This window comes from Novosphingobium sp. B-7 (genome assembly GCF_000410615.1).
GTDB lineage: Bacteria > Pseudomonadota > Alphaproteobacteria > Sphingomonadales > Sphingomonadaceae > Novosphingobium > Novosphingobium capsulatum.
The window spans coordinates 1-22,825 of record NZ_KE148513.1; the positions used below are offsets into that span (position 1 = coordinate 1).

At 57.9% G+C, this 22,825-nt stretch carries 16 protein-coding genes, 3 pseudogenes and 1 other annotated feature; of the genes and pseudogenes, 5 read left to right on the forward strand and 14 right to left on the reverse strand.

Annotated elements, in window-relative coordinates; genetic code table 11:
• From H926_RS30220 to H926_RS30245, 13 genes and pseudogenes are all read right to left on the reverse strand, one after another.
• Positions 1–318, reverse strand: a 318-nt coding sequence (locus H926_RS30220; RefSeq protein WP_043611213.1) for an FAD-dependent oxidoreductase, incomplete at its 3' end; no start/stop codon positions are given.
• A gap of 47 nt (positions 319–365) precedes the next feature.
• The gene (locus H926_RS0123305; RefSeq protein WP_022678380.1) at positions 366–1,364 is read right to left on the reverse strand and encodes a 4-hydroxyproline epimerase; all 999 of its coding nucleotides are present in this window, start codon (positions 1,362–1,364) and stop codon (positions 366–368) included.
• Between the two features lie 10 nt (positions 1,365–1,374).
• Positions 1,375–2,301, reverse strand: a complete 927-nt coding sequence (locus tag H926_RS0123310; protein WP_022678381.1) for a dihydrodipicolinate synthase family protein — start codon at positions 2,299–2,301, stop codon at positions 1,375–1,377.
• 508 nt (positions 2,302–2,809) lie between these two features.
• Positions 2,810–3,181: a TrbC/VirB2 family protein gene (locus H926_RS32045; protein ID WP_082209327.1), complete on the reverse strand. Its 372-nt coding sequence runs from the start codon at positions 3,179–3,181 to the stop codon at positions 2,810–2,812.
• Positions 3,178–4,146: a P-type DNA transfer ATPase VirB11 gene (gene virB11, locus H926_RS0123315; protein ID WP_022678382.1), complete on the reverse strand. Its 969-nt coding sequence runs from the start codon at positions 4,144–4,146 to the stop codon at positions 3,178–3,180. Before virB11 ends, H926_RS32045 begins: the two co-directional genes overlap by 4 nt.
• Before the next feature lies 1 nt (position 4,147).
• On the reverse strand, positions 4,148–5,218 hold the full coding sequence (locus tag H926_RS31295) for a TrbI/VirB10 family protein (protein ID WP_022678383.1): 1,071 nt from the start codon (positions 5,216–5,218) through the stop codon (positions 4,148–4,150).
• A complete protein-coding gene (locus H926_RS31300) occupies positions 5,208–5,987 on the reverse strand; it encodes a TrbG/VirB9 family P-type conjugative transfer protein (protein ID WP_022678384.1) in 780 nt (259 codons plus the stop codon). Before H926_RS31300 ends, H926_RS31295 begins: the two co-directional genes overlap by 11 nt.
• A complete protein-coding gene (locus tag H926_RS30235) occupies positions 5,984–6,814 on the reverse strand; it encodes a virB8 family protein (protein WP_022678385.1) in 831 nt (276 codons plus the stop codon). The genes H926_RS31300 and H926_RS30235 overlap by 4 nt, the downstream gene beginning before the upstream one ends.
• A complete protein-coding gene (locus H926_RS30240) occupies positions 6,811–8,016 on the reverse strand; it encodes a type IV secretion system protein (protein WP_022678386.1) in 1,206 nt (401 codons plus the stop codon). Before H926_RS30240 ends, H926_RS30235 begins: the two co-directional genes overlap by 4 nt.
• Before the next feature lie 3 nt (positions 8,017–8,019).
• Positions 8,020–10,401, reverse strand: coding sequence for a VirB4 family type IV secretion/conjugal transfer ATPase (locus H926_RS0123340; RefSeq protein ID WP_022678387.1), 2,382 nt, complete (start codon positions 10,399–10,401; stop codon positions 8,020–8,022).
• On the reverse strand, positions 10,380–10,613 hold the full coding sequence (locus H926_RS0123345; RefSeq protein ID WP_051146493.1) for a type IV secretion system protein VirB3: 234 nt from the start codon (positions 10,611–10,613) through the stop codon (positions 10,380–10,382). The genes H926_RS0123340 and H926_RS0123345 overlap by 22 nt, the downstream gene beginning before the upstream one ends.
• A gap of 60 nt (positions 10,614–10,673) precedes the next feature.
• Positions 10,674–10,997 (reverse strand): TrbC/VirB2 family protein, encoded by a 324-nt coding sequence (locus H926_RS0123350; protein ID WP_043611228.1) that lies wholly within the window; start codon positions 10,995–10,997, stop codon positions 10,674–10,676.
• Between the two features lie 338 nt (positions 10,998–11,335).
• Positions 11,336–12,687 (reverse strand): annotated as a pseudogene (locus tag H926_RS30245) (IS1380 family transposase).
• A 471-nt stretch (positions 12,688–13,158) separates the two neighbouring features.
• On the opposite strand from H926_RS30245, the gene H926_RS31305 reads away from it, so the two are divergent.
• The 5 genes and pseudogenes from H926_RS31305 (at position 13,159) to H926_RS0123385 (ending at position 22,315) form a co-directional block, all read left to right on the forward strand.
• Positions 13,159–13,374: a hypothetical protein gene (locus H926_RS31305; protein WP_237741174.1), complete on the forward strand. Its 216-nt coding sequence runs from the start codon at positions 13,159–13,161 to the stop codon at positions 13,372–13,374.
• Between the two features lie 59 nt (positions 13,375–13,433).
• On the forward strand, positions 13,434–15,128 hold the full coding sequence (locus H926_RS32795; RefSeq protein WP_148291870.1) for an RHS repeat protein: 1,695 nt from the start codon (positions 13,434–13,436) through the stop codon (positions 15,126–15,128).
• Positions 15,125–17,719, forward strand: a complete 2,595-nt coding sequence (locus H926_RS32050) for an RHS repeat-associated core domain-containing protein (RefSeq protein ID WP_082209329.1) — start codon at positions 15,125–15,127, stop codon at positions 17,717–17,719. Before H926_RS32795 ends, H926_RS32050 begins: the two co-directional genes overlap by 4 nt.
• A 344-nt stretch (positions 17,720–18,063) precedes the next feature.
• Positions 18,064–18,730: pseudogene (locus H926_RS32055) on the forward strand (IS3 family transposase); the annotation flags it as partial.
• Positions 18,269–18,385 (forward strand) — a sequence feature (AL1L pseudoknot). Its footprint overlaps the pseudogene before it by 117 nt.
• Positions 18,731–19,240: 510 nt before the next feature.
• On the forward strand, positions 19,241–22,315 hold the full coding sequence (locus H926_RS0123385; RefSeq protein ID WP_237741175.1) for an NACHT domain-containing protein: 3,075 nt from the start codon (positions 19,241–19,243) through the stop codon (positions 22,313–22,315).
• Between the two features lie 69 nt (positions 22,316–22,384).
• Here H926_RS0123385 and H926_RS30265 read toward each other — a convergent pair.
• A pseudogene (locus H926_RS30265) lies at positions 22,385–22,714 on the reverse strand (integrase core domain-containing protein); the annotation flags it as partial.
• Positions 22,715–22,825 lie beyond the last annotated feature (111 nt).

The following is a 22,825-nucleotide window of genomic DNA, read 5'->3' on the forward strand; positions in this document are numbered from 1 at the left end:
CGCACAGCCGGCATGAAAGCGCGCCGGGCGCGCCGCTGCCATCAGCCGCAGGCCGAACGGCAGCCATCGCCCGATGGCGCCCGGCGGAAAGGCCAGCGGCCCGCCCCGGGAAAACAGCCGGCCGGGCAAGGCGCGGATGGTGGCAGGCGACGCAAGTGGCTCCACCCGTTCAGTCGCGATATGCCCGGCGTTGCCCCACGATGCGGCTTGGCCCAGGCGATCGTCATCGATGATGGTGACGCTGTGCCCGGCGTCGACCAGCGCGATCCCCGCACAGAGGCCGACCACGCCGCCACCGACAATTCCGATCACCGCCACGACGACGCCACTCCCCCTTGCGCGCATCCCGCGCCAGGCACATTCACTCAGGTAACCTGGAAACCAGCCCCGAATGGATCATCGCGGTCAATCCAGATCGTATTGAAGCCGGTCGCCACAGCCGATCCCTCGATCGAAGGGATGATCGCGGGCTGGTCGCCCAATGTCACTGCCTGCTCCACCCGCCCGATAAAGCGCGAACAGATATAGCTTTCGTGCACGAAGGTATCGCCCACGCCCAGCTTGCCCTGCCCCGCCAGATGCGCCAGGCGCGCCGAGGTGCCGGTGCCGCAGGGGCTGCGGTCGATCGCCTTGTCACCATAGAACACGGCATTGCGCCCATCGGCGCCGTCATGCTTGGGCTGGTCGGTCCACAACACGTGGCTGACACCGCGAATGGTGGGATCGAGCGGATGCACCGGCTCGAACTGCGCGCGCACAGCCTCGCGCACGCGTTGCGACAGCGCCACGATCCGCGCCGCGCCCAGGTCGTCCAGGCCGGTATAGGCGCCCTGCGGCTCGACAATGGCGTAATAGTTGCCGCCATAGGCCACATCGACCGATAGCGCGCCGATGCCCTCCACCTCCACGGCTATGCCCCGCGCCGCCACATAGGATGGCACATTGGTGATCCGCACCGACGTGACCTTGGCGCCTTGTGCCTGGTAGGCGATCTCGATCGTGCCCGCTGGCACTTCCACCTTGAGGCGGCCAGGCACCGCCGGCTGGATCAGCCCATGTTCCAGGCCAAACGTGATGATACCGATCGTGCCATGGCCGCACATCGGCAGGCATCCGCTGGTCTCGATGAACAGGATGCCAATGTCGTTGGCCGGATCGACCGGCGGATAGAGAAACCCGCCCGACATCATGTCATGCCCGCGGGGTTCAAAGCACAGACCGGTACGGATCCAGTCGAAGCGCGCCAGGAAATCCTGCCGCCGTTCCGACATGGACGCGCCCTTGAGCAGCGGCGCTCCACCCGCCACCAGGCGCACGGGATTGCCGGCCGTGTGCCCATCGATGCAAAAGAACGTGTGGCGCATCGCCGCCCGCTCAGGCCAGCACGGGTTCGGCGCGCGTCGGGGTCAGATCGGGCCGGGTGGCAGCAGCCTTTTCGACCATGGCAATCACTTCGGCGCGGCGTGCACCCTCGAGCACATAGCGCGGCGGCAGCACCCGTTCCGAACCACGGCCCATCACCTGCTCGGCCAACTTGATCGACTGGACCAGGTCATGTTCGGCATCGAGATGCAGCAACGGCATGAACCAGCGATAGATTTCCAGGGCCTTGGCATGGTCTCCCCGCTGCATGGCATTGACCAGTTCCACCGATTCCCGGGGAAAGGCATTGGTCAGGCCAGACACCCAGCCCTGCGCGCCCAGGAACAGGCCTTCCAGCGCCACGTCGTCCAAGCCGGCAAACAGCACGTAGCGATCGCCGAAGGCATTGCGGAAATCGGTGAAGCGACGGGTATCGGGCGCCGATTCCTTCACCGCCACGATGTTGTCCACCTCGACCAGGGCCGCCAGCACATCCTTGTCGATCACGGTGCGATAGGCCGGGGGGTTGTTGTAGAGCATGATCGGCAGGTCCATGCTTTGCGCAACGCCCCGGAAATGGGCGACCAGTTCGTGCGGCTTGGGCACATAGACCATCGGCGGCAGCAGCATCACGCCATCCGCCCCAGCCTTCTGCGCAGCCCGCGCATAGCGCACGGCGCGGCGGGTGTCGTATTCCGAACAGCCGGTGATCACCGGCACGCGGCCATCGACCACTTCCACGATGGCGGAAAGAACCTGGACCTTCTCGTCGAATTCGAGAGAGTTGTTTTCCCCCACGGTGCCCAGCGCGATCACCCCGGTAACCCCGTCGCGGATCAGGTCGTCCACCACGCGCTGGGTGTCGGCCAAATCGATCGACAGGTCTTCGCGAACCTGCGTGGTGACTGCCGGGAACACGCCCTTCCAACCGATTGCCATCTATCGTCGTCCTGATCCTGCTTAGCTGCCAGATCGTATACGATATCATGGGGTGGTCGGCAATCGTGTCTTGCGCGGGTTACGCAGCAGGAGGTGCGCCAGACGCCAGAAAGGCCCCGTGCCTTGTTTGGCCGGGGCTGTTGTTATGTGTGTGAAGTGTAAGATGGTTGCGGGGGCAGGATTTTGCCCAGCAATTCACAAATCTAAAAGCTATTGATTTTTCGTAACAATATTTCCGAAGTTTGGAGCAATACCCCTAATCGTACCCCTACTATTGCTTGGATCGATGGGCCGCCCCAGATGCACGACGAATTGCCAATAGGTAACCATAGAGACAGGACATCCTCCGTTTTGCAATGGCGAAATTCCATGCAGATATTCACCACGCAAAGCACGTCGCCGGTCGAGCCAATTACCATCAGTGGGGTGGGCCCAAAGTCGTTCCCATTCGAGCCCTCTGCGAATGTGACTAGGTGCCAACGAAGAAGTCGGATGGACATGGCTCGACTTATTGCATCGGAACAGAAGCTCCAGCGTAGGGATCGAATGGATTAGGAGACAATGTAGGTCTGTTTTGGGGAATCGCAGGTGCCGGTGCGACCGTTGTGTTTGTGATGGCAGGCAACGCCGGGGGCAAACTGCCGACGATACCGGCGCTGATCATCGGTGCGCCCAGCAACAGGAATACGCCAAGGGCAACAAAAGCTACGTGCTTCAACGGCAGCCTTCCCTGAAACAGAGATAGCCCGACCAAGCTTATCGCTACAATACCCAACGCCGTTGCCAAGCTGCCAGACAGCACTTCCTGCAGCCAATCTGCTACGACGCCAAAAGCTTGAGTGTGTGACGGCTCAAACAGTGACTCGGTTCCGGCGTTCATGGCCGATTGCTCCAAATGGCGGAGATATGCCGCTGCCCCGCCACGCGATCGAGTTGCACGATCACGTCGACGGTCGATTGCACATAATGGACGATATTCTCCCAGTTCAATCGTGCGCCGGTCTGGAGAATTAGGAGCGCGAGTTGCTTGATTGCTCCTTCCGGACTGTCACCATGGATCGTGCTCATCGATCCGGGATGGCCGGTGTTGACGGTGCGTAGAAACGTATAAGCCTCACTACCGCGCAGTTCCCCTACGATGATGCGATCCGGGCGCATGCGCAACGCCGCATTGAGTAGATCGTCTGTGCTCACGGCCGCTTCGCGCAACTCGTTGCGCGCTGACAGCAATCCAAGGCTGTTGGGCTGACCCAAGGCGATTTCCGGTGTGTCCTCGATGACAATCAAGCGCTCTTTGCTATCGATCTCCCGTATAAGTGCGTTGAGGAATGTCGTCTTACCCGTCGATGTCCCGCCGGAGATCAGAATGTTTCTCCGGGCTTTGACGGCCCGCCGCAGTTGGCCTGAGTGATCGATTCCAACTTCGCGGCCCCCGTCAGACGCCGTCGTCTGCTCTAAGCGACTTGGCAGGGGACCACCGACCATGGGATAATCATCGAGCGTTAGGCTCTGCATGACGTGGCGACGAATGGCTAATGCCACGCCCGTACGCGTTGCCGGCGGCATCACGACCTGAATGCGCGAACCATCGGGCAGGCTCGCGGCCAGCAATGGATGCTCGCGACTGATGCCCTGGTTCGACCAGGCCGCCACCTGCCGTGCCATGCGCAGCAACGACGCCTCGTCCAGATCCTTCACCTGGTGCCGCACGATTTTGCCGCCGAGACTTTCGGTCCATACTTCGCCCGGACGATTGACATAGATGTCGGTCACGTCGTTCTGGTTGAGGAACGGCGCCAGCGGTGCCAGCGACGCGGTCAGGTAGTGGCCAGCGCGCGCGCGCATGTCACGGCTTCTCGTCGATCGACGAAAAATCCAGGTCACGGGCAACGAACACAGAAACGCTCGCCCCCTGCTTGACTGTCACTGTGCTCCGCACATTCGCACCGCCAGTCGTGCCGGTTGTTGGCGTACTTACGCCTGGCCAGCCGACGATGTAGGTGCCGTCGGCCAGCTTGCTGGTGGCGACGTTCATACCCACGTTAAGCGCCGATTGCAGGATTGCCCCCCCATAGCGCTCGAGAAAGTGGCTATTGACCTTGCCCTTGACCCCAGCGCGGCCTAGCGTATCGGCCGACGGTGATTGCAGCGCGATCGTGACGCCATCGGGACGGATCAAGCGCGTCCAGTGGATCAAGGCGCGGCTTTGCCCGCTGGCGACATCAGACTGATATTCGCCGATGAGACGGCTGCCACGCGGCACCAGCACTTGTGTACCATCGAAGCCCCGCACATCACGCGAGACGATGGCGCGGGCCAAGCCGGGCTTGGTTGTGTCCAAGGCCGTTTCCAGCACGCATTGGATCACCGAGCCCTGCGTGACGGTGGTGGCCGGATTGAGCAGGCGGGTGGCCTTGACGCGCTCAGGACCGCTGGTCGGGCTGGCACCTTCCGCCGGTGTGGATGGAGTGGAAGGTGCGCTGGGCGGTGGCGGCGGGGCATCAAACACAGTGGTCGGGCCAGTGGATGATGGACCGCCGGAGCCATACGCAATCGGCGGGGGCAACGGCGCGTTATCCAATCGCATCCGTGAAGGCGTCGCCGCAACGACTGATGGCGATGTGGGAAGAGTTGTTGGTTGAGCGGCCGCGATGGGCATCATCGTTGCTGGAGGCATCGCCGCGAGTAGCGCCGGTTGTGGCTCGGGATAGGGCACCTGTAGATCGGGAACCGCAGTTCCAGGCACCGCCACGTCCTGCGGGGAAGCGAGAGTCGCCGGCGCGTTGAGCGCCTGGCGATGCGCGTCGAGCGTCATGAACAGCATACCGCCGCCGATCAATGCCGCAGCGCCGAATGCCCAGAGGCCGAGATCGCCGGTCCGCACCGCAACCTGTGGCCGGATGTCGTCAGTGGCCATTGGCATTCCCCCCTGCCTTGGGCTTGGGTGCGGTTAACCGCACGGCCACGGCCTTGTGCCGGTCTATCCGAAACACCAACTCAGGCCAGACCCGATCGATCGTGTAGGCACCATCGCGCATAAAACCATCAATGGTCATTTCGCGACCGGTTTCATCCACGGCGAAGACGGCCGGCAGCGCCTTGTCTTCCGACCAGCGGATATAGGTGTGCTGACCATCATCGGAGATGGAATCGGGCCAAAGCGCTTTATTGCCGGTCACGCGATAGCGCTGCGCAGCCGCTTTGGCGCTCGCAGCCTGCAATTGCGGGAGAAACTGAGCTTGCGGGGCAAACTGTCCCTGCGATTGCACAGGCGGCGGCGATGCATTGGCAACCACCGAAAAGCGCAGCATGACCGCCGCGAACGCCTCATTGGGCTCCAGCTCGAGCAGATAGGTTCGGCGATCGGTGCGCACGATCATGCTGGTCATGACGGCGTTGGGCAAAAACCGAACCGTGAGGCTACCCGCGTCGCGCGCCACGTTCACCGTCCATGGCCTCGCATCGGTCATTGTCACGTTGGTGATATGCTCATCCTGACCGAACTGCATGGTCAGCGGCGTCGCCGAGCCAACCCGGACATGGATCATCTCATCGCGATGCCAGATGGCCGTCTGGACGCGAGAGTCCCCGGCACTTGGCACCGGCCATGCGCGGGCTTGCGCATAGGCGTCGATTGGCGCCGCCAGCACCAGCACTAGCATGCATAGGGCGCCGCGCGTGCTCATGGCTTCTTCGCCGACGCGCCGGCCTTTGCCATCGGAATGACAGGCGGCGCTGAGGCGGGTGGCGCTCCGGGTGTCAGCTGGGCAACCGGCAAAGCTGCTGGTGCGGTCGTTATAGCAGGCGCCGCCAGCGCGGCAGGTGCCGCATCGGGAATGCTTTCGGCATCGCGTCGATAGCGCGTTACCTGGAAGCCTAGCGGATTGATCAGGCGGTCCTGCACCGTCATCGGATCACCCGAATAGCGATAGCTAATCACCGCCGCCCAATCCTGATCCGCTGCGGCAGAAGCCGCCAGGTCGACCCGGTGCGTGCGAAAACGCACGAGCGATGTAGCTGGACCGAGCGATGACACGCTTTTCACTAGCACTTCGATCTGCGCGGTGCGTGGCAGTGTGGCCAAGGGGCTGTTGGGATTGGTCGCCTGGGTAGCGGCGACATAAGTGGCGCGCGCTTCGGGCGCCGACCACAGTGCGGTCTTACGGTAGTTGGCCTTGATGCTGCCCAGATCGAAGCTTTCTCGGGCGATCACATACTGCACCAGGAAGGACCGCGTCAGCGCAGCATCGGGGGCAATTGATTGACGCTCCAGCGGCTTGAGCGCTTCGACATAGCCGGTCTGGCGATCGACCAGCAGCGTATAGGGCTCGACGGTCTTGAGCGGAGCCAAGGCAACCAGGGCAAAGGCCTCGGCAATGGCGATGAACGAAGCGCCGCCGGCCACCCACCACGCGATACGCCGCGAACGCTGATCACTTGCATCGCGATCCTGCGCCCAGGTCGCCGCCTCGCGATAATAGGCGTCCAGATCTTTCTTGCGTTCCGGTTTCATCGTTTCCCATCTCGGCGCTGACCTGCGGCCGTGACGCGGCGCGAGGCGCGCCGGTACGTTTCTCCAAGTGCGGGTTCACCAGCACGCAGTGGTTGCGGGTCTCCGGTGCCGGCACCTGTTGCGCTCCGTTCCCGCTCGACCAGGATCGGCACGCGCGCTGGCGATGTCCCGTTGCCGCTGCTCAAACTGCCACCCTCTGAGGCTACGAGGGCAGGGCTATCGCTTATGCGGACGCGGTCTGCGGTCCGGTCATGCTGACCGAAAAAGGACGAGCCGAAAAATTGCGCTCTTGTCTGCAGGGCATCGGCGGGTTGCATATCGGCCCAGCCACGCTGAAACGCCACGCGTCCCAGAATGCTAACCAGCAGGAGCGCCGCGATGGCAAACGACAGGGTGATGACCAGCAGCTCGGTGGGCGCGGCGGGTGTCGCATAGCCGGCCCCGCGCAATTGCAGGGCCCCTGCCAGCCAGGGCTCCAGCACGGCGAGTTCCGCAGCGTAGACCACCGTGAGTCCGAGTGATCCGATCAAACATAGGACCAGCCCACGCGCCCAGCCCGCGAAGAGCCCGCGCGTGGCTCCCAGCAGCAAGGCTCCGGCCATGACCGGGGCCAACGCAAGGAGCAGTCCCGCGACCAGACGAATGGCCACCAGCGGTCCCAGCGTGCCGACCAGAAAGGCCACCCGCGCCCAACCCAGAGCCGGATGGTCGTCGAGCGCAATGGCCTTGAACGTCGTGCCGCCGTCCACAACCGGGGCATAGACTTCGCGCCCCGTGCCTTGCGTGGTCAGCGCCATGATCCCGTCGTCGGCCGCCTGGAGCCGCATGGGCATGCCCTGCCCCATGCCGGGCAACTGGTTGTCCGCATGCAGACCAGCGGCGAGTTCGGCCGGGCCATGCAGCACCAGATCGTAGACTACGATGCGAAAAGCCGGCCAACTGGCTGCCAACGTCAGGGCAATACCAACCTTGAGCGACGTTCCGATCAAGTCACTCCCAGACACGCCACGACCTGCCAGCAAACGGACCGCAAAGGTCGCGATCAACAAAGTTAGCAAAGCCGTAATGACCGTTTGTCCCAGCCCCCCCGGTTGAGCCAGGGACTGAAATCCAATCGAGCCTAGAGTCGTGGCCTGGCAATCGACATGCGCCAGCATCGAGGACAGGAACTGCTGGCCGGTGTTGACGGAAGGACAGGCCATCGCTCAGGCCGCCCCTTCCAGCAACGGCGCCAGCCAATCCTGCGGATCGTCGCCCAGATCGCTGCGCAAGGCATCCAGCAGGCGCACATTGGCTTCCCGGCCCGACAGGATCGTCAGGATATCCTTCTCACCGGAGAGCTCGAGCCGCGCCACCGCGCTGTCATTGCCATGCTTGATCAGGAAACAGCGCTGACTGTCGGGCATGGCGCGGATCAGGTCGAACTCGTGCTGGGTCAGGCCGAGGCCGCCGATGTAATCCTCGGCCCGCGCCTTGGGATTGACCATGAATATCTGTGTGGCCGCCTGTTCGATGATTGCACTAGCAATACGGCTTTCCAGGGCATCCTGTGCGCTTTGCGTGGCAAAGCCGACGATGCCGTTGCGCTTGCGGATGGTCTTTTCCCAATCCTTGATGCGGCGCACGAAGACTTCGTCGTCCAGCGCTTTCCAGCCCTCGTCGACCACGATAATCGCCGGCGAGCCGTCGAGCCGCTCTTCCACGCGGTGGAAGAAGTAGAGCAATGCCGGAGTGCGCAGCACCGGATCGTCGAGGATCGCGGTCATGTCGAACCCAACCGTTTCAGCTGCAAGATCGGTGCGATCCTCAGGATTGTCGAATAGCCAGGCGCGCTCGCCATCGCCCCACCAGGGCCGCAGGCGGGACCACAGATCGCGGGCATGCGGACGGGCATAGCCGCGGAACAATTCGACCAGATATTGCAGTCGCCGGAATTCTGCCGGTTGGGCAAAGTTGGCGTCGATCGCCGCGCGCACCGCTTCGGCTTCCTCGGCGTCGATCCCGCCGGCTAGCAGCGTGATCCATTCCGTCAGGAAAGCCCGGTTGACCGCCGTATCGGGCAATTGCAGCGGATTGAGCCCCGAGGGCAAGCCAGCCCGCAATTGATCGTATTGCCCACCAATGGCGCGGATGAACAGTTCGGCGCCGCGATCCTTGTCAAAGAAGATAATGCGCGGCGCGAACTTGCGCGATTGGGCGAGCAGGAAATTGAGCACGACCGTCTTGCCCGAGCCCGAGGGGCCGATGATGGTGAAATTACCCAAGTCGTTCTGGTGGAAATTGAAGAAGTAGGGGCCGACCGCCGTCGTCTCGAATAGCGTGACGGCATCGCCCCAGTGATTACCCCTGGCCTGGCCGACAGGAAAATTGTGCAGGCTGGCAAGCCCGGCATAGTTGCGCGCTGAGACCAACGCACGCCGGCCGATATAGCGGAAATTGCCAGGGAATTGCGCCCAGAACGTCGGTTCGAGCGCGATATCCTCGCGCACGCCGACCATGCCGAGATCGCCCAGTACCGCTAGCACTTCGGCCACTTGCTTGTCGAGCGTGGCCAGGTTCTCGGCATAGAGCACAATCGTCGCATGATGCTCGCCGAAGGTCGCCCGGCCTGCGGCCACGTCGTCCTTGGCCACGCGCAATTCCTCGCGTAGGCTGACCGCTTCATCCTCGGTCGAGCGCATGCGCCGCAGCGCCAGATTCATCCGCCCGAGGGTTTCCTGCCGATCGACAAAGGCAAAAGATTGGCTGACCGTTATGTCGAAGGGCAGGCGATAGAGCTCGTCGAACATGCCCGGCATGCTTTGCCCGGGGTAATCCTTGATCGATACCACCGCGCCGAACAGCCGCGCCTGGTCCCCGGCCTGGCCCAGCTCGAACGCATCCTGGCCAAAGCTCACCCGGCGATTGGGCAAGTAATGTCCGACGTCGCCGTGCGGCAGACCGACAGGGCGCAGATCGCCGTTGTAGAGACAGGAGATGAATTCCAGCGGCTCAGAGCGCAAGCCGTCTGGCGTGTCGTAAACCCGCATCAATTTGGGACTGTAGCTGGATAGAGCCGCCATCAAGGCATCGCGCGCAGCATCGAGCTGTCGCACTTCGCCAGCGACTTGAGCGCTGGCACCGTCCGCCTGAGTCTGCCGCCGCAAGATTCCACCCAGGCGCTCAAACATGCCAAGCCGCCCACGGACGGGGCGGCGCACGATCGTGAGGAACAACTCGTTGACGTAAAGCTCGCGGGTTTCGAGCAGATTACTCCAGCACGCGTGGAGATTCTTGGAAAACGCGTCACCGAACTGCGCGTCCAGATCGGGCTGAACCTTGCGGCGAACGACATGGTGGTAGACCGCAAAGCGCGAAGATCCGATCGCGCGCAGCATCGCGTCGCGCATCTCCGCGCGATAGTTGATGTCCTGCGCGTCGGCCGTCTCGAACAGCAAGCCACCCAGGCGGATTGTCTGCATCAGCAGCCCATCGCGCGTCTCGATCGTGACATCGTCGACATGCCGCCCATAGGGCAGATGCACGCCCGCCGATGCCTCGCGCGCAATGACTTTGGGATTGGCCGTCAGGGGCGGTAGGAGTTGCATTGCCACAGCTTATGATTGCGCACCCGTGGGCACCGGCTCACGCGCAGGATCCACAGGTCGAGAAAGCGCGGCTCGTGCCGACACAGCACCATGCCCGCGAGATGGACTGCCACGCAAGCCAGCAACGCCAGAGCGGACCGAAAAATCAGGAAAAGCTCGGCACAGAGGATGCCGTTGATCACGAAAAAGCTATAGGTGACCCCGGCAAACATCTGCGGCCGCGTGAGTGCGACAAAGACCGTGTCACGGCGAACGCTGCCGGACACGAGAGATCAATACTGCCCTGCGGTCGCCGCCGCGCGGATACCCCCGACGATGCTAGCCGCGCCGAACAGGATGAAACAGCCCAGCACTACGACAGCCCCATGACGCCAATTGATGCGTCCAGTGAGCATGCCGAAGCCAACAGCCGCGATCGCGATCACCGCCACAACTGTGGCTACGGTTCCCATCAGTGTCCCTTGCAGCCAGCTCACCGCCGAGACCAAGACACCGGAGCCCTGCGGATCACTCGCCACGGCTGCGAAAGCCCGCTGCCCATACAGCATCGCGAAAACGGACAGCGCAGATACAATGCTTTTGATCTGAAGGCTCATTCTCATCCCCGGCTGCCATGCGATGGTATGGCATCCTCTGGAAAAAAGCTATATCTATGCGGTAAGACTGGTGGCTATTCCGTGAAATGTGGGGATACAGGTGATGCTGTATGGCGTATCCGCATCGCCTGAGCCTCCACCCGTCTCTTGTGCAGATCAGCCCTAAACGCAGCACAATCTAACCGCTCCTATTCACCGAGGTGGGCATAAGTTGGGGAGCGGTGCGGCCTTGTCAGAGCGATGGGTCTCAGACGCGGGTTATCGATGCGCCATTTTCATCGCGGATCTTCGAGGCTTGCGCGGTTGGAAGGGATGGCGGAGCGGCACGGCCGCGCTGATCACGGTCCGGCGGCGCGCAGTGTGAGGGCTATGCGATGCAAGATCGAGGCATCAGGGCCTGCGCTGGCGTAGGCGACGCTGATGCGGCTGGCGGTTTCGATGACCCGTGCGGCTATCTTGAGCAAGCGCACGCGGATGGTGGCGAATTCGGCGGTGCGCAGAGGGCTTCTGGCGGCCATGGGTTCGCGGAGAGCCCATATCAGCAAGTATGCAGCGGCGTGGAGGACGAGCCCCGCATCTGGTTGGCGTTAGGCAAGCGGCAGGAGGTCCGGTCGCTCTTAAACTGGGACTGGTGCAACTTGATCACATTTCGGCCTGACCACGTGCGCAATAAAGGACGTTGTAGATATGTTCCGCGCTACCTTTGGCCAGCGAGGTGACGACGAAACGGATATCGAGACTGAGAGTGCTGACCTCGATACGCGCGACGACGCGGCGTTTGGTCTTACCCCAGCTTTTCGCCGCATATCGGGCCTCGGGATATTGCCGTAGCTGGCTGTCGCCACGGATCGCAGATCAGTGGCGCAACTGCTCGGCTTCGGTGACGATGACGGGATCGGCATGCAGAGGGGCATTGCCCGGCGGTCGAAAGACATAATCGACACCGTTCCTTTCGCACCACGCCATCGGCTCTGGACGGCCATAATGGCCATCGTCGCGCAGGGTGACGTGGGTGTGACGCCAGTGGCGGCGGACGCGACGGATGAGCCGACGAATATGGCCGGCGATCTCTGCGCTGGATTGCGTCTTGCCGGTGCGAAGGAACATCGCGACTGAGCGCCCGGTCGACGTGGCGTAGACATGGATCGGAAGGAAGCAACGCTCGCCATGATGCCATCCCAAAAGGATAGCTGCGGCATGCCGTGAACGACGTCGATGGTATCGTCGATGTCGAGTGTGACCGCCGCAGCCAGTGGGGGTAGCTCGCACAATAGATGTCGACCAGCGCACCGGACAGGCGGACGATTTCGCGCGTCGTCGGCGCATTTTCCCAGCCCGACATGGTTGGCTGGCTGGCGAGACCGATCGGTCCATCCGACAGCTTACCCGGCGCCAACTTGAACCCGAGGTCGTGGCGTAGCGTGTCGAGATCGTTGGCGTCCTCGTAGCCGCAGGCGATGGCCAAGATCCGGGTGCGCAATATCCTGCCGAGGCTATGGATGACAGGGTCCGGACCTCGCGGATCGCCAACGCAACGAGCAAGCTGTCCGGCAACGTCCAGACGGCAATCTGCCTGCGTGAGAAGGAGCACGCCACCGTCCGATGTCAGCCTGGCCCCGTCAAAGGCGGCGGAGACTTTCCGGCGATGAGTGGCTGGAAACGAGAAAGAGGGGAGGCTATCATCAGCCATGGCGATCGCGGCCGTCTCTGTCCGGTCTAGAGCGATGATTGAAAACCATTTCTCTGACCTAAATCATGCACTTATGATAATGTCACCAACCCAAAACCGTCATCCCGGTGCATAAGACGCGCTAGACTTCTTCAACAGCCTACCAATTGCTCCAAAAGCCGTCAAAACCGAGCAGATGACGCGGACGCTGGCGCATTGCTAGCCATTGATGTTCGTGTCCGAGACAAATTACTTTCCATGCATATAGACACTGGATATGGTTGCCTGATTCAAATGACCTACCTTCGACGACTTGGGGCAATTCAAACTTGAGAGCACGTCGCTTGGCATGAAATCTAGGAGCTATGTCGATATCCATAGACGCGTTTCTGCTCGCGCTCTTACATGGCCAAACGACGACGGTCATTAGTAATATTCGTTTGCGATGGACTATTATCTTTAAAATTTTTGCTGAAAATTGGAGGCTTAACTATGCGTAGAACGTTTGGCGCGCTGGTAGGTATCGCCGTTGTTTTAAGTTCCGGCGCTGCTACCGCTACCGAGACCATCACCTATACGTACGACGCCAAGGGCAGGTTGGTGAAAGTTGTACACACCGGAACAATCAACAGCAACATACAAACCTCTTACATCCACGACAAGGCGGATAACCGTAAGAACGTTACAACAACAGGATCATCCAACTAAAGGTAAAGTTTCACGATCATTTTCAAGACGCTTTTGACGTGCACAGATGCGAGGTTAACATGTCCCGAAAAATATATTGCCCTTCTATTTTTGCAGCTTATTTCATTTTCATTCCTATTTCAATCGCTCAAAATGTACCACATCCTCCAGAAACGTCGATAATTGATGATAATGGTGTGGATTTGATTAACGGAGGAGAGGTTTACCCAATTAACCTCGGCTCGATCGGACAACATGACTACATACTATCTTATAGTGAAACACAGACTGTCAACGGAATAGTTTCTAATGCATTCGGAACAGCGTCAGTTTACCAAAATGACTTGGACTTAAAGAACTATGTTGATGTTTTTGATGGAGAATCTTTCCAGCAATTCGTAAATCCATCTGCATATAGCGGAAGTTTTAATCCTGTTAGGGGAAGATATGCGACCCTGACGGTTTCGGTGGATCAAAAAACTGCGACATACACGAAATCAGATGGGGCGATTTATACATTCATATCTATACCAGGTATAGCGTATGCAGATCCATTGCTCAGACTTGTGAAAATAAATAGACCCAATGGGCTTGTTACGGATATTAGTTGGCAGCGATCCAACTCTTTCACTAGGCCGGTGTCGATCGTAAACAATGCAGGATATAAAATAACTTTTACATACCAATATGATGGGACTGATTCCGCTAAAATTTCTGATTGGATCACCGTAAAAAGTGTCGGCTTTATAAATTTATCCTACTCGCAGAATGCTATACACACCTCCCAAAAAAATAAAATATCGGCCACAGAGTATTCAGTATCCACAATTTCTGGTCAGTATTGGAAAATATATAGCGATTCGAATTTCCTAAAAATTATGAATCCCTCCGATTCATCATACATGAAGATTTATAGTATTACGGTTGATCCTTATCAAAATCGTATTATTTCAAAGGTTAATGACCACGGTACTATAACAAATTACGGGTACTCCCCTAGTAATGAAAATTCATCTGGAATTATGACCGTTACAAATCCAGACAACTCAATTAAATCAGTATCTTTTTCATTCTCACAAAGCAAAGTAGCTCGCGCTATTTATCTAAAATCTGTAAAAGATGAAAACGGGAACATTAAAACTTATACGACGAGGACGGATTATCAACCATCGCGTGTCGTCCAACCCGAAGGGAACTACACCGATTATGGTTACGATTCTCGAGGGAATTTAACATCCGTTGTCGATCATGAGAAGCCGAGCGGTACCGCATCTATAACAAGATATGGACTAACCTTCGCAAGTAATTGCAGCAACACAATTACTTGTAATCTACCGACAAGCATAACCGATGCAAATGGAAATACGACCAATTATCAGTATGACCCAACCCATGGCGGGATTATTATGGAATCTCTACCAGCCGATGTGAACGGTATTAGGCCGGTCAAACGCTATGCTTATGCTCAGCGGTATGCGTGGATCAGCAACGGTGCTGGCGGGTATGTTAAGGCATCGTCACCGATTTGGGTGAAGACGGAGGAGCGAACTTGCCGGACAACAGCGACGGTCGGAAACACTTGTTCTGGCGGATCTTCCGATGAAATTGTGACGGTCTTTGACTATGGTCCGGACTCCGGTCCAAATAATCTTCTCCTTAGGGGAATCGCGATAACAGCCGATGGCCAGACGTTGCGGCATTGTTTTGGCTATAATACTTCTGGGAATAAGATAAGTGAAACAAAACCTCTCGGCACAGGAGTAAGCTGCCCATGAGATATTTCCCAGTATTTTCCGCAGCTGCTTATTTGGCTTTCTTAATTTTCGTTGGAATTCTTCCGCAGACGGCCGTTGCGCAGTCGAGTGCCGCGGCTTACCTGAACGCGGTGCGCCTGGATGCTGCGGGGAGGGTAACCGGAACGATCTCGGCGTCTGCGACCAACTTATCGGGGCCATTCGTTGCCACCCGGACTACCTACGATGCGGGGGGGCGTCCAATTACGACTGAGGAGGGATCCCTAAACATCTGGAAGGCCGATTCTATTTCTCCAGCGAGTTGGGGGTCGGCATTCACGCTCATGCGCAAAGTTGACCACACTTACGATCTGCTCGATCACAAACTCACTGATAAAGTTAGCGGTTCAGATGGGATTGCCACTTCACTCACCCAGTATAGCTACGATGTGCGCGGACGGCTTGAATGTACCGCCATAAGGGTAAACCAATCGACCTGGGGAGCGTTACCAGCCAGCGCCTGCGCCCAGACTGCGACTCCGCCCAGCTGCACCGACAATACCGCGATCAACAGCGCGAACGACGATCGGATTACACGCAACGTTTACGACGTCTCTGGACAATTAATCAAAGTTCAGAAGGCTTACGGGAGTTGCATTCAAGAGGACTACGCCACTTATAACTACAGCGCCAACGGCAAAGTTATCTCAATGACCGATGCGCGGGGCTATAAGGCTTCGATGACCTATGACGGGTTCGACCGTCAAACCGATTGGAACCTGCCTTCATCCAGCGCAACCGGAACGGTTTCGGCTACAGATTATGAACACTATACCTACGATGCCAAAGGCAATCGTATCTCACTTCGTAAGCGCGATGGCTCAGTGATCACTTATGCCTACGACGCACTTGGCCGGATGGTGATCAAGACCGTGCCGGAACGCTCGGGACTTGGCACTACAAACACTCGCGATGTCTATTACGGCTATGACTTGCGCGGCCTGCAAATCTACGCGAAGTTTGACAGTGTTTCGGGCGAGGGAGTCAGCACGGCATACGATGGGTTCGGCCGAATTACTACGAGCACCCTGGCGATGGATGGTACAAGCCGGGCACTTGGTTTTCTCTATGATGCCGATGGCGACCGTATCCAGATATCCTATCCTGACGGCAACTCTGTAAAATATACTTATGATGGTATGGACCGTCTGACTAATATACTGCGCTCCGGAACAACAGGCATCGCTAATTATACCTATGATGCTGCCGGACGGCTTAGTAGCTTCAACGGTGGGATCAACACCAGCTACATTTATGATCCAGTGGGAAGACTTAAAAGTCTGAGCAACAATCTTCCACTTTCTACTTACAACAATCAGTGGAACTTCGACTTTAACTCGTCAGGGCAGATCAGCTCGATCACCCGAAGCAACGATACGTTTGCCTGGACCGGCAGCTACAACGTGAACCGCAGTTACACTACCAACGGGCTCAACCAGTACCAGGCTGCCGGTAGTGCGACTTTCTGCTACGATGCCAACGGAAACCTCACTGCAGATGGAACAGCTATTTATCTTTACGACGTAGAAAACCGGTTAGTTGAGAAGCGCTTGCAAGGTGCAGGTAATACTAACTGTTCTAGCTTGTCTTACGCAGGAAATCTTCAGGCCGCGCTTCGCTACGATCCCTTGGGGCGTCTCTACGAAGTAGTTGGAGCTAATGGTACCACGCGAATGCTCTATGACGGCGATGCGCTTACAGCAGAATATGATGCATCAAGCAATTTGCTTCGTCGTTATATCCATGGTGCGGATGCGAAGATCGATGATCCAGTCGCATGGTACGAGGGCAGCGCTTTTACTAGTTCCAACGAACGGGTGATGCGCTCTGACTGGCAAGGTTCCATCGTGTTAGTGTCCGATGGCGGCGGAAATACGGTGACGTCAATCAATCGATATGACGAATATGGCGTTCCTCAATCCACTAATACAGGACGTTTTCAATATACAGGCCAGGCCTGGATTCCCGAAATTGGCATGTACTATTACAAGGCGCGAATTTATTCGCCTACTCTAGCCAGATTTTTACAGACGGATCCTATCGGATATAGCGATCAAATCAACCTCTATGACTATGTTGCGAATGATCCGGTGGATAGTACCGATCCGACCGGAGAGGATCCGGTGGACATCGTTGTGAGGGGCGTCAGAGTGGCTGCATTTGAAGAGTGGGTTGCGTGGCAACTACTCAAGATGTCTCTGGCGATTCCCTCTGCCGGCGAGAGCCCGCAGCAGTTGGCGCGTTTGCAGGCGCAAAACAGGGCTTGGCAGGCGCACCAGAACGAACAAGCTGACGAAGCTTGGGATGACATAGCTGGCGACGCAGATACGGGCGCCGATGGTCAGCAGGAAAAAGACGGCGGGAAAGAAGCTGCTGAGAAGGACTTTGACCGTCTGAAAGGGCAATCCGATGGGAAAACTAGAGAAAATGGGACGAAGCTTAAAGTCTTACCAGATGGATCGAGGGTAGTTCTCCGGCCGTCGAGCGACGGTCGGTGGACTATCGAGCGGCAATCAAAGGGTGGGCGCAAACCGGATGCCGGAAGTGCCAGAAGAATACGGTACAACAACTAAGGAAATTTTATGATAACTGTGGAGATATACGATAACGATGACAAGATGATAAGGATGTGTGATCTTCCGTTCATGCCTATAGTCGGCGGATACGTCACTATCGAGCAGGATGGTTATTTCATTTACTATAACGTTGTCGAAGTGTGGATCCGCATCCCTGAGAGTGGCAGTTCTGCTGCGTGTATGCGCGTGCAGGTTGACGATTGAAGGAAGTAACACTACTTCCTCCCTTTTACAGCCTGAACCGCCCCGAGATTGCCGGAGGCCCCAACTCCTGAGAGGAAGGGTCTTTGAGCAAGACGACGAACAAGTTTGCACCCGAGGTTCGCGAGCGAGCGGTGCGGATGGTGTTGGATCACGAGAAGGACCATCCGTCGCGCTGGGCAGCGACGACAGCGATCGCGGTGAAGATCGGCTGCTCGGCCTACACGCTGCTTGAGTGGGTGAAGAAGGCTGAGGTGAACAGCGGGATGCGGGCGGAGTGTCAACCGACGTGGCGGAACGGCTCAAGGCACTCGAACGCGAGAACCGCGAGCTGCGCAAGGCGTCTGCATATTTTGCCCAGGCGGAGCTCGACCGCCCGTTCAAGCGATGACCGCGTTCATTGACGCGCATCGAGGCGAGTATGGGGTCGAGCCGATCTGCCGGGTTCTGCCGATCGCCCCATCCACTTATCATGAGCGTGCCCGCCAGCAGCGCGATCCGTCGCGCCTGTCAGCCCGCACCCAATGTGACCAGGCGCTGCGACCCGAGGTTCTGCGGGTGTTTGCCGAGAACTTCGGCGTCTATCGCGTGCGCAAGGTGTGGAGCCAGATGAACCGGGAGGGCTGGGACATTGCCCGCTGCACGGTCGAACGGCTGATGCGCGATCTCGGCCTGCAGGGTGTGATCCGCGGCAAGCCGGTGAAGACGACGATTAGCGACAAGGCAACGCCTTGCCCGCTCGATCAGGTCAACCGGCAGTTCCACGCCCCGGCACCCAACATGCTGTGGGTGGCGGACTTCACCTACGGTGCGCCTCGAGCGCATATGACTGGAATGCAATGGAGAAAGGAGGAAGTGAACGAATGCCCTGCCCTCTGCTGTGAGGGGGCATGAGCTCAAGCGGCGGTGACCTGCTGCCAACTGACATGGTGACGTAGCCCGCGGGTAAAGGGGATTGAGGCGAAGCCGTTACGCCGAGATGGCTCCCGAGGCTGAGTGCTGGAAGGTTGAGGAACACGAACCGGTAATCCGCATCCGAGGGCTGAAATGTCGCCTTCGCCTACGTGATCCGACACCATTCTCTGGACCACCCTGGTTTAGAGTTTCCCGGCCAGACGGTGACGGGCTCGAATAAATTATCTAAGCATCAGCAATACCGTTATTTTATTATATCAAATTTTTGAGCAAGCCCCCAAATCGGCCCCAGCTTAAAATTGCTGAAATGTGGAGGTGAACCAGTGGGCTCATTGGTTTCGACCGACCCAACGAATCGGCTAGATAGTTGTGGGCCCTGGCCGCGGCGACAGAAGTTTGGAGGTGAGTTTCACCATCAGTGCGCCTGAGCCAGTCCGCAAAGCAGCAGGCAGGAACATGCATTTCACTGATATCGAGAGCCGAGCTTGGATCGACGTGATCTCGGACATAGATGCCGTTCCTGGTCGGCCCGATAAACGGCAATACCAGATGGAGCGGACGTTTGCGCGTCAGTCGGTGCGAACTACTCTCGCGCCAGTCAGCCCCACTGCTGCTGCTATTGTCTCGAGTTGGTGGATTGCAACCGCAGATCGTGCCACACTACCGTATGCTCAGGTTCCTTCGTATCGGGGCGTAATATTCAAGAACCATCCGGACGTGGAGGCCTGCGCGGTGAGATTCAAGAAGAATACTCCGGAGTGGAAGGAAATGGAAGCGCTCGTAGCCTCCCATTATACGGCACTCGGGTACAGTGTGACGCCCGACATCAACCTCCATGGCAGTCAGATCGACCTGCTCTGCCGCAAGTACGTGAACGGAATCGGCACCATCACCGTTGCAGTCGAGGTTAAGCACCGATCGCACGGAGTGGTCGGCGTCCAGGAGGTCCGCTCATTCAAAGAAGTCGCGATTGAGTTGCGGCGAAGGGGCATTATCCAGAACGCCGTTCTGGTCTCCAACGGTTCGTTCACGCAGGACGCTCAGGCCTTCGCCCACGACGATTACTGTATGCGATTGATCCGGCTCCAAGATCTGGAGCAGGATCTCTTCAACATCAGCGAATCCCTCATGAAGCTGAAGCTCGAATACGAGGCAGAGCCGATATTTGAGTATTACATCCCTCTGGCTGCTAGATTCAAGGATAGAACGCACGAGGATGCAGCCGCCCTCATAGCTGAGATGCTGAAGACGCCCAAACTTGTTGTCCTGGTTGGCGGATTCGGATCCGGTAAGACCACGGTCGTCGATAAGCTCTTTTATCAGATGGTGCGAAGTCGCCTCGAAAGCCAAACGACCCGCTACCCCGTTCGGCTAAGGCTCCGCACCCTCCTCCAGCACCCTGACCTCTGGAGCTTCATTTCAAGTAGTCTGCGGGAACACCAATACATAGCTCCAACCCGCGCCCAGTTCGAACGGCACCTCGCAGGAGGAGAGTTCGCCTTCCTACTGGACGGCTTTGATGAGATAAAGACGAGTGCCTATGCCGAGGACAGGGCGCGCTTCCTCCAGTTGCTCTCGCCCCTGATAGCGAGCAACTGTCCCTGCTTGCTCGCCACCCGTCCGACCTACTTCGAGTCTTTCGACGAGATGGTCCATGCAGTGAAGAAGACAGCTTCACGCCCGGTCTACTTTCCCCGGATCAATCGCGAGCGAGTGGCAGCGGATGCAATATTGGCGAAACTAAATCTGTCGCATGCGCCTTCAGTCGACTCGACTCAATTGGACAACGTGATCGAACTTGAGCCGCTGTCAAAAGAGCAATCACTAGAGTATCTCAAAAGGTACGAACAAAAATTCCGTGAAATCAGGAATGTGAGCGTCGAACACGTTTTTGAGTTTCTGCGGCGAATTTATGACCTCAAGGAGCTGATGCAAAGGCCGCTTCTGCTCGAGATGATTGCAATCACTGCGCTTGAGGGTGAGATCGACCTGCATGCCCTCGATACAGCCCATGTCGGCCCATCGATGCTCTACGATGGATACACGCGAATTTGTGCTGTGCGTGACAGCGGAAGGCCAAGCGGTCTCACAGAGGACGAGCGGCTCGATGCGAGTCGTGCACTCGCCATGGCAATGTTCGACAAGGGCGAAGTCGAATTGACGGCTGACGAAATCGCCGAAGCAATCAAGAGTCTGCCGTTTGCACAAACTCGCATCCACGCCGGGAAGCGTGATCCTGCTGCCAGTATTGCAGACATCATAACCGATATCCGCGTCTGTAGCTTCCTGAGGTTCTCGGACGATAATCGATCGTTTAGGTTCCAGCACAAATCCTTTTTCGAGTTTTTCGTCGCTCAGACGATCCTGATGCGGCGGCTCCAAGATTACGGGGCATTTCATAAATTGGAGCCCAGCCGATTGACGCGCGAGATACTCTACTTCCTAGGTAGTTTCGCCCGGGACCAAACGGAACTGGGTCTGGTCGTCTGCGCAGGGGTGAACACGCAACGCAGCAGCCCCGGCGTATCTCTTCTCTGCCGACAAATCGCCTTTTGCGCGGGGACTCTACTCAACAAGCTCTCCCTTATTGGCGGTGAAATCGCTGGTGTCGAAGTCCAGAATCTCGTTTTGTCGGAGTTTGATGCCGAAGCCGTGACGTTTCGGGACTTTGCGCTCAAGGGGGTTAGTGGTCGAACCTGGAACTGGGATAGCTGCAACCTGTTACGCGCAAGCTGGACCGCGGTGACCTTGGACAATTGCTCAATACGAGTTAGCCTGCATAAATCGGAACTCGATGAGATCAGCATATCCGACAGCGACGTTAGCTTATCAGGCCATGAATGGACCCTGCGGCATTCCTCATTGTCGCGCGGGAAAGTCGCCCTTGAGGGTAGCGGATCCCTCGTTGATGTCTTCATCGACGGTTGCAAGGATGTGGCACTCGCCGAGTTATCCCTACGACCCGGCGCCCGCGTCGAGATCGCGAACTCAAGCGTCAGGTGCGAGACTTATCGGGGATGGTGTGCCTCCAAATCCCGCATCACGCTCAGGCAATGCCAGCTAGCGGGCCTTTGGATCCCATCGCTCGCTCTTTCTGAGCTATCAGATTCCGCTACCCGACCGAACGCCATTCTCGAATTGAAGGATTGCCGGGGCGTCGTATTTAGCGAACTCGATCTCGATGACATAGACAAAGAAAGAGCTCAGATTTTTCGAGAACTTCATCCCGAGATAGAGGTGATTGCGGAGTTGGCCGTCCAGCGGGCGCTCCGCCGCCGCCGAGGGGAGCGTGTCGACATGTTCGAATTCGTTGATGTGAAGGACGCCGATCTTCGGGACGCGGCGATAGACCGGGTCATTAAGAACGACGAGGCGAAACTTTGGCCAGCGCGGCGCGCACTCGAAAAAGCAGGGATGACGGAGATCCTGGCAAAGCTCTACTCCGAGCTGTGTGACGTTGAGCCACCTGCTGAGTAGGAAAAGCTGGAACAGGAAGAGGCACCGATTCCCAAAAATTGAAAGTTCCTGGGCTTGCGCGGCCTAGCCCTAGCTGTCTGGTTGCGACACATCATTGGCATAATGTATAATATCGCCGACTTGAGTCATGAGATCGTCGAGCGCCGAGGGTTTGTAAAGAGGATTGGCGAGAGCGGGTCTCAGCTCGATCCGTTCTTCCACCTTCTGGCATGGTGAACTGCCTTGGAGCACGCGCTGTCGCCGTCGATTGTAGGCACGGTTGAAGCCGGTCAGCAGGATTTCGAGATCGGCGTGGCCGGCCACATTGATGCCCAATACCTCGCTGGCAATACGGCCATTGAAGCGTTCGACCATACCGTTGGTTTGCGGCGTATAAGGCTTTGTCGTGCGATGAATGACTTTGAGCTGCGCGCAGGCGCGTTCAAAATCATCAGCTGGACACTTCGAAGAACCGTCTGATTTCTACGTGAAGGCGGCGGGACGGTTTGCTGTTGGCGTAGCAGCCGCCGT

What these genes read in the sequence shown, in the direction of transcription:
- H926_RS0123310 (WP_022678381.1), bottom strand. Translation starts at nt 2,301, where the DNA reads ATGGCAATCGGTTGGAAGGGCGTGTTCCCGGCAGTCACCACGCAGGTT.
- H926_RS0123305 (WP_022678380.1), bottom strand. Translation starts at nt 1,364, where the DNA reads ATGCGCCACACGTTCTTTTGCATCGATGGGCACACGGCCGGCAATCCC.
- virB11 (WP_022678382.1), bottom strand. Translation starts at nt 4,146, where the DNA reads ATGCGCGCGCGCGCTGGCCACTACCTGACCGCGTCGCTGGCACCGCTG.
- H926_RS31295 (WP_022678383.1), bottom strand. Translation starts at nt 5,218, where the DNA reads ATGGCCACTGACGACATCCGGCCACAGGTTGCGGTGCGGACCGGCGAT.
- H926_RS32795 (WP_148291870.1), top strand. Translation starts at nt 13,434, where the DNA reads ATGTCCCGAAAAATATATTGCCCTTCTATTTTTGCAGCTTATTTCATT.
- H926_RS32045 (WP_082209327.1), bottom strand. Translation starts at nt 3,181, where the DNA reads ATGAACGCCGGAACCGAGTCACTGTTTGAGCCGTCACACACTCAAGCT.
- H926_RS0123345 (WP_051146493.1), bottom strand. Translation starts at nt 10,613, where the DNA reads ATGTTTGCCGGGGTCACCTATAGCTTTTTCGTGATCAACGGCATCCTC.
- H926_RS0123340 (WP_022678387.1), bottom strand. Translation starts at nt 10,401, where the DNA reads ATGCAACTCCTACCGCCCCTGACGGCCAATCCCAAAGTCATTGCGCGC.
- H926_RS0123350 (WP_043611228.1), bottom strand. Translation starts at nt 10,997, where the DNA reads ATGAGCCTTCAGATCAAAAGCATTGTATCTGCGCTGTCCGTTTTCGCG.
- H926_RS32050 (WP_082209329.1), top strand. Translation starts at nt 15,125, where the DNA reads ATGAGATATTTCCCAGTATTTTCCGCAGCTGCTTATTTGGCTTTCTTA.
- H926_RS30235 (WP_022678385.1), bottom strand. Translation starts at nt 6,814, where the DNA reads ATGAAACCGGAACGCAAGAAAGATCTGGACGCCTATTATCGCGAGGCG.
- H926_RS31300 (WP_022678384.1), bottom strand. Translation starts at nt 5,987, where the DNA reads ATGAGCACGCGCGGCGCCCTATGCATGCTAGTGCTGGTGCTGGCGGCG.
- H926_RS31305 (WP_237741174.1), top strand. Translation starts at nt 13,159, where the DNA reads ATGCGTAGAACGTTTGGCGCGCTGGTAGGTATCGCCGTTGTTTTAAGT.
- H926_RS30240 (WP_022678386.1), bottom strand. Translation starts at nt 8,016, where the DNA reads ATGGCCTGTCCTTCCGTCAACACCGGCCAGCAGTTCCTGTCCTCGATG.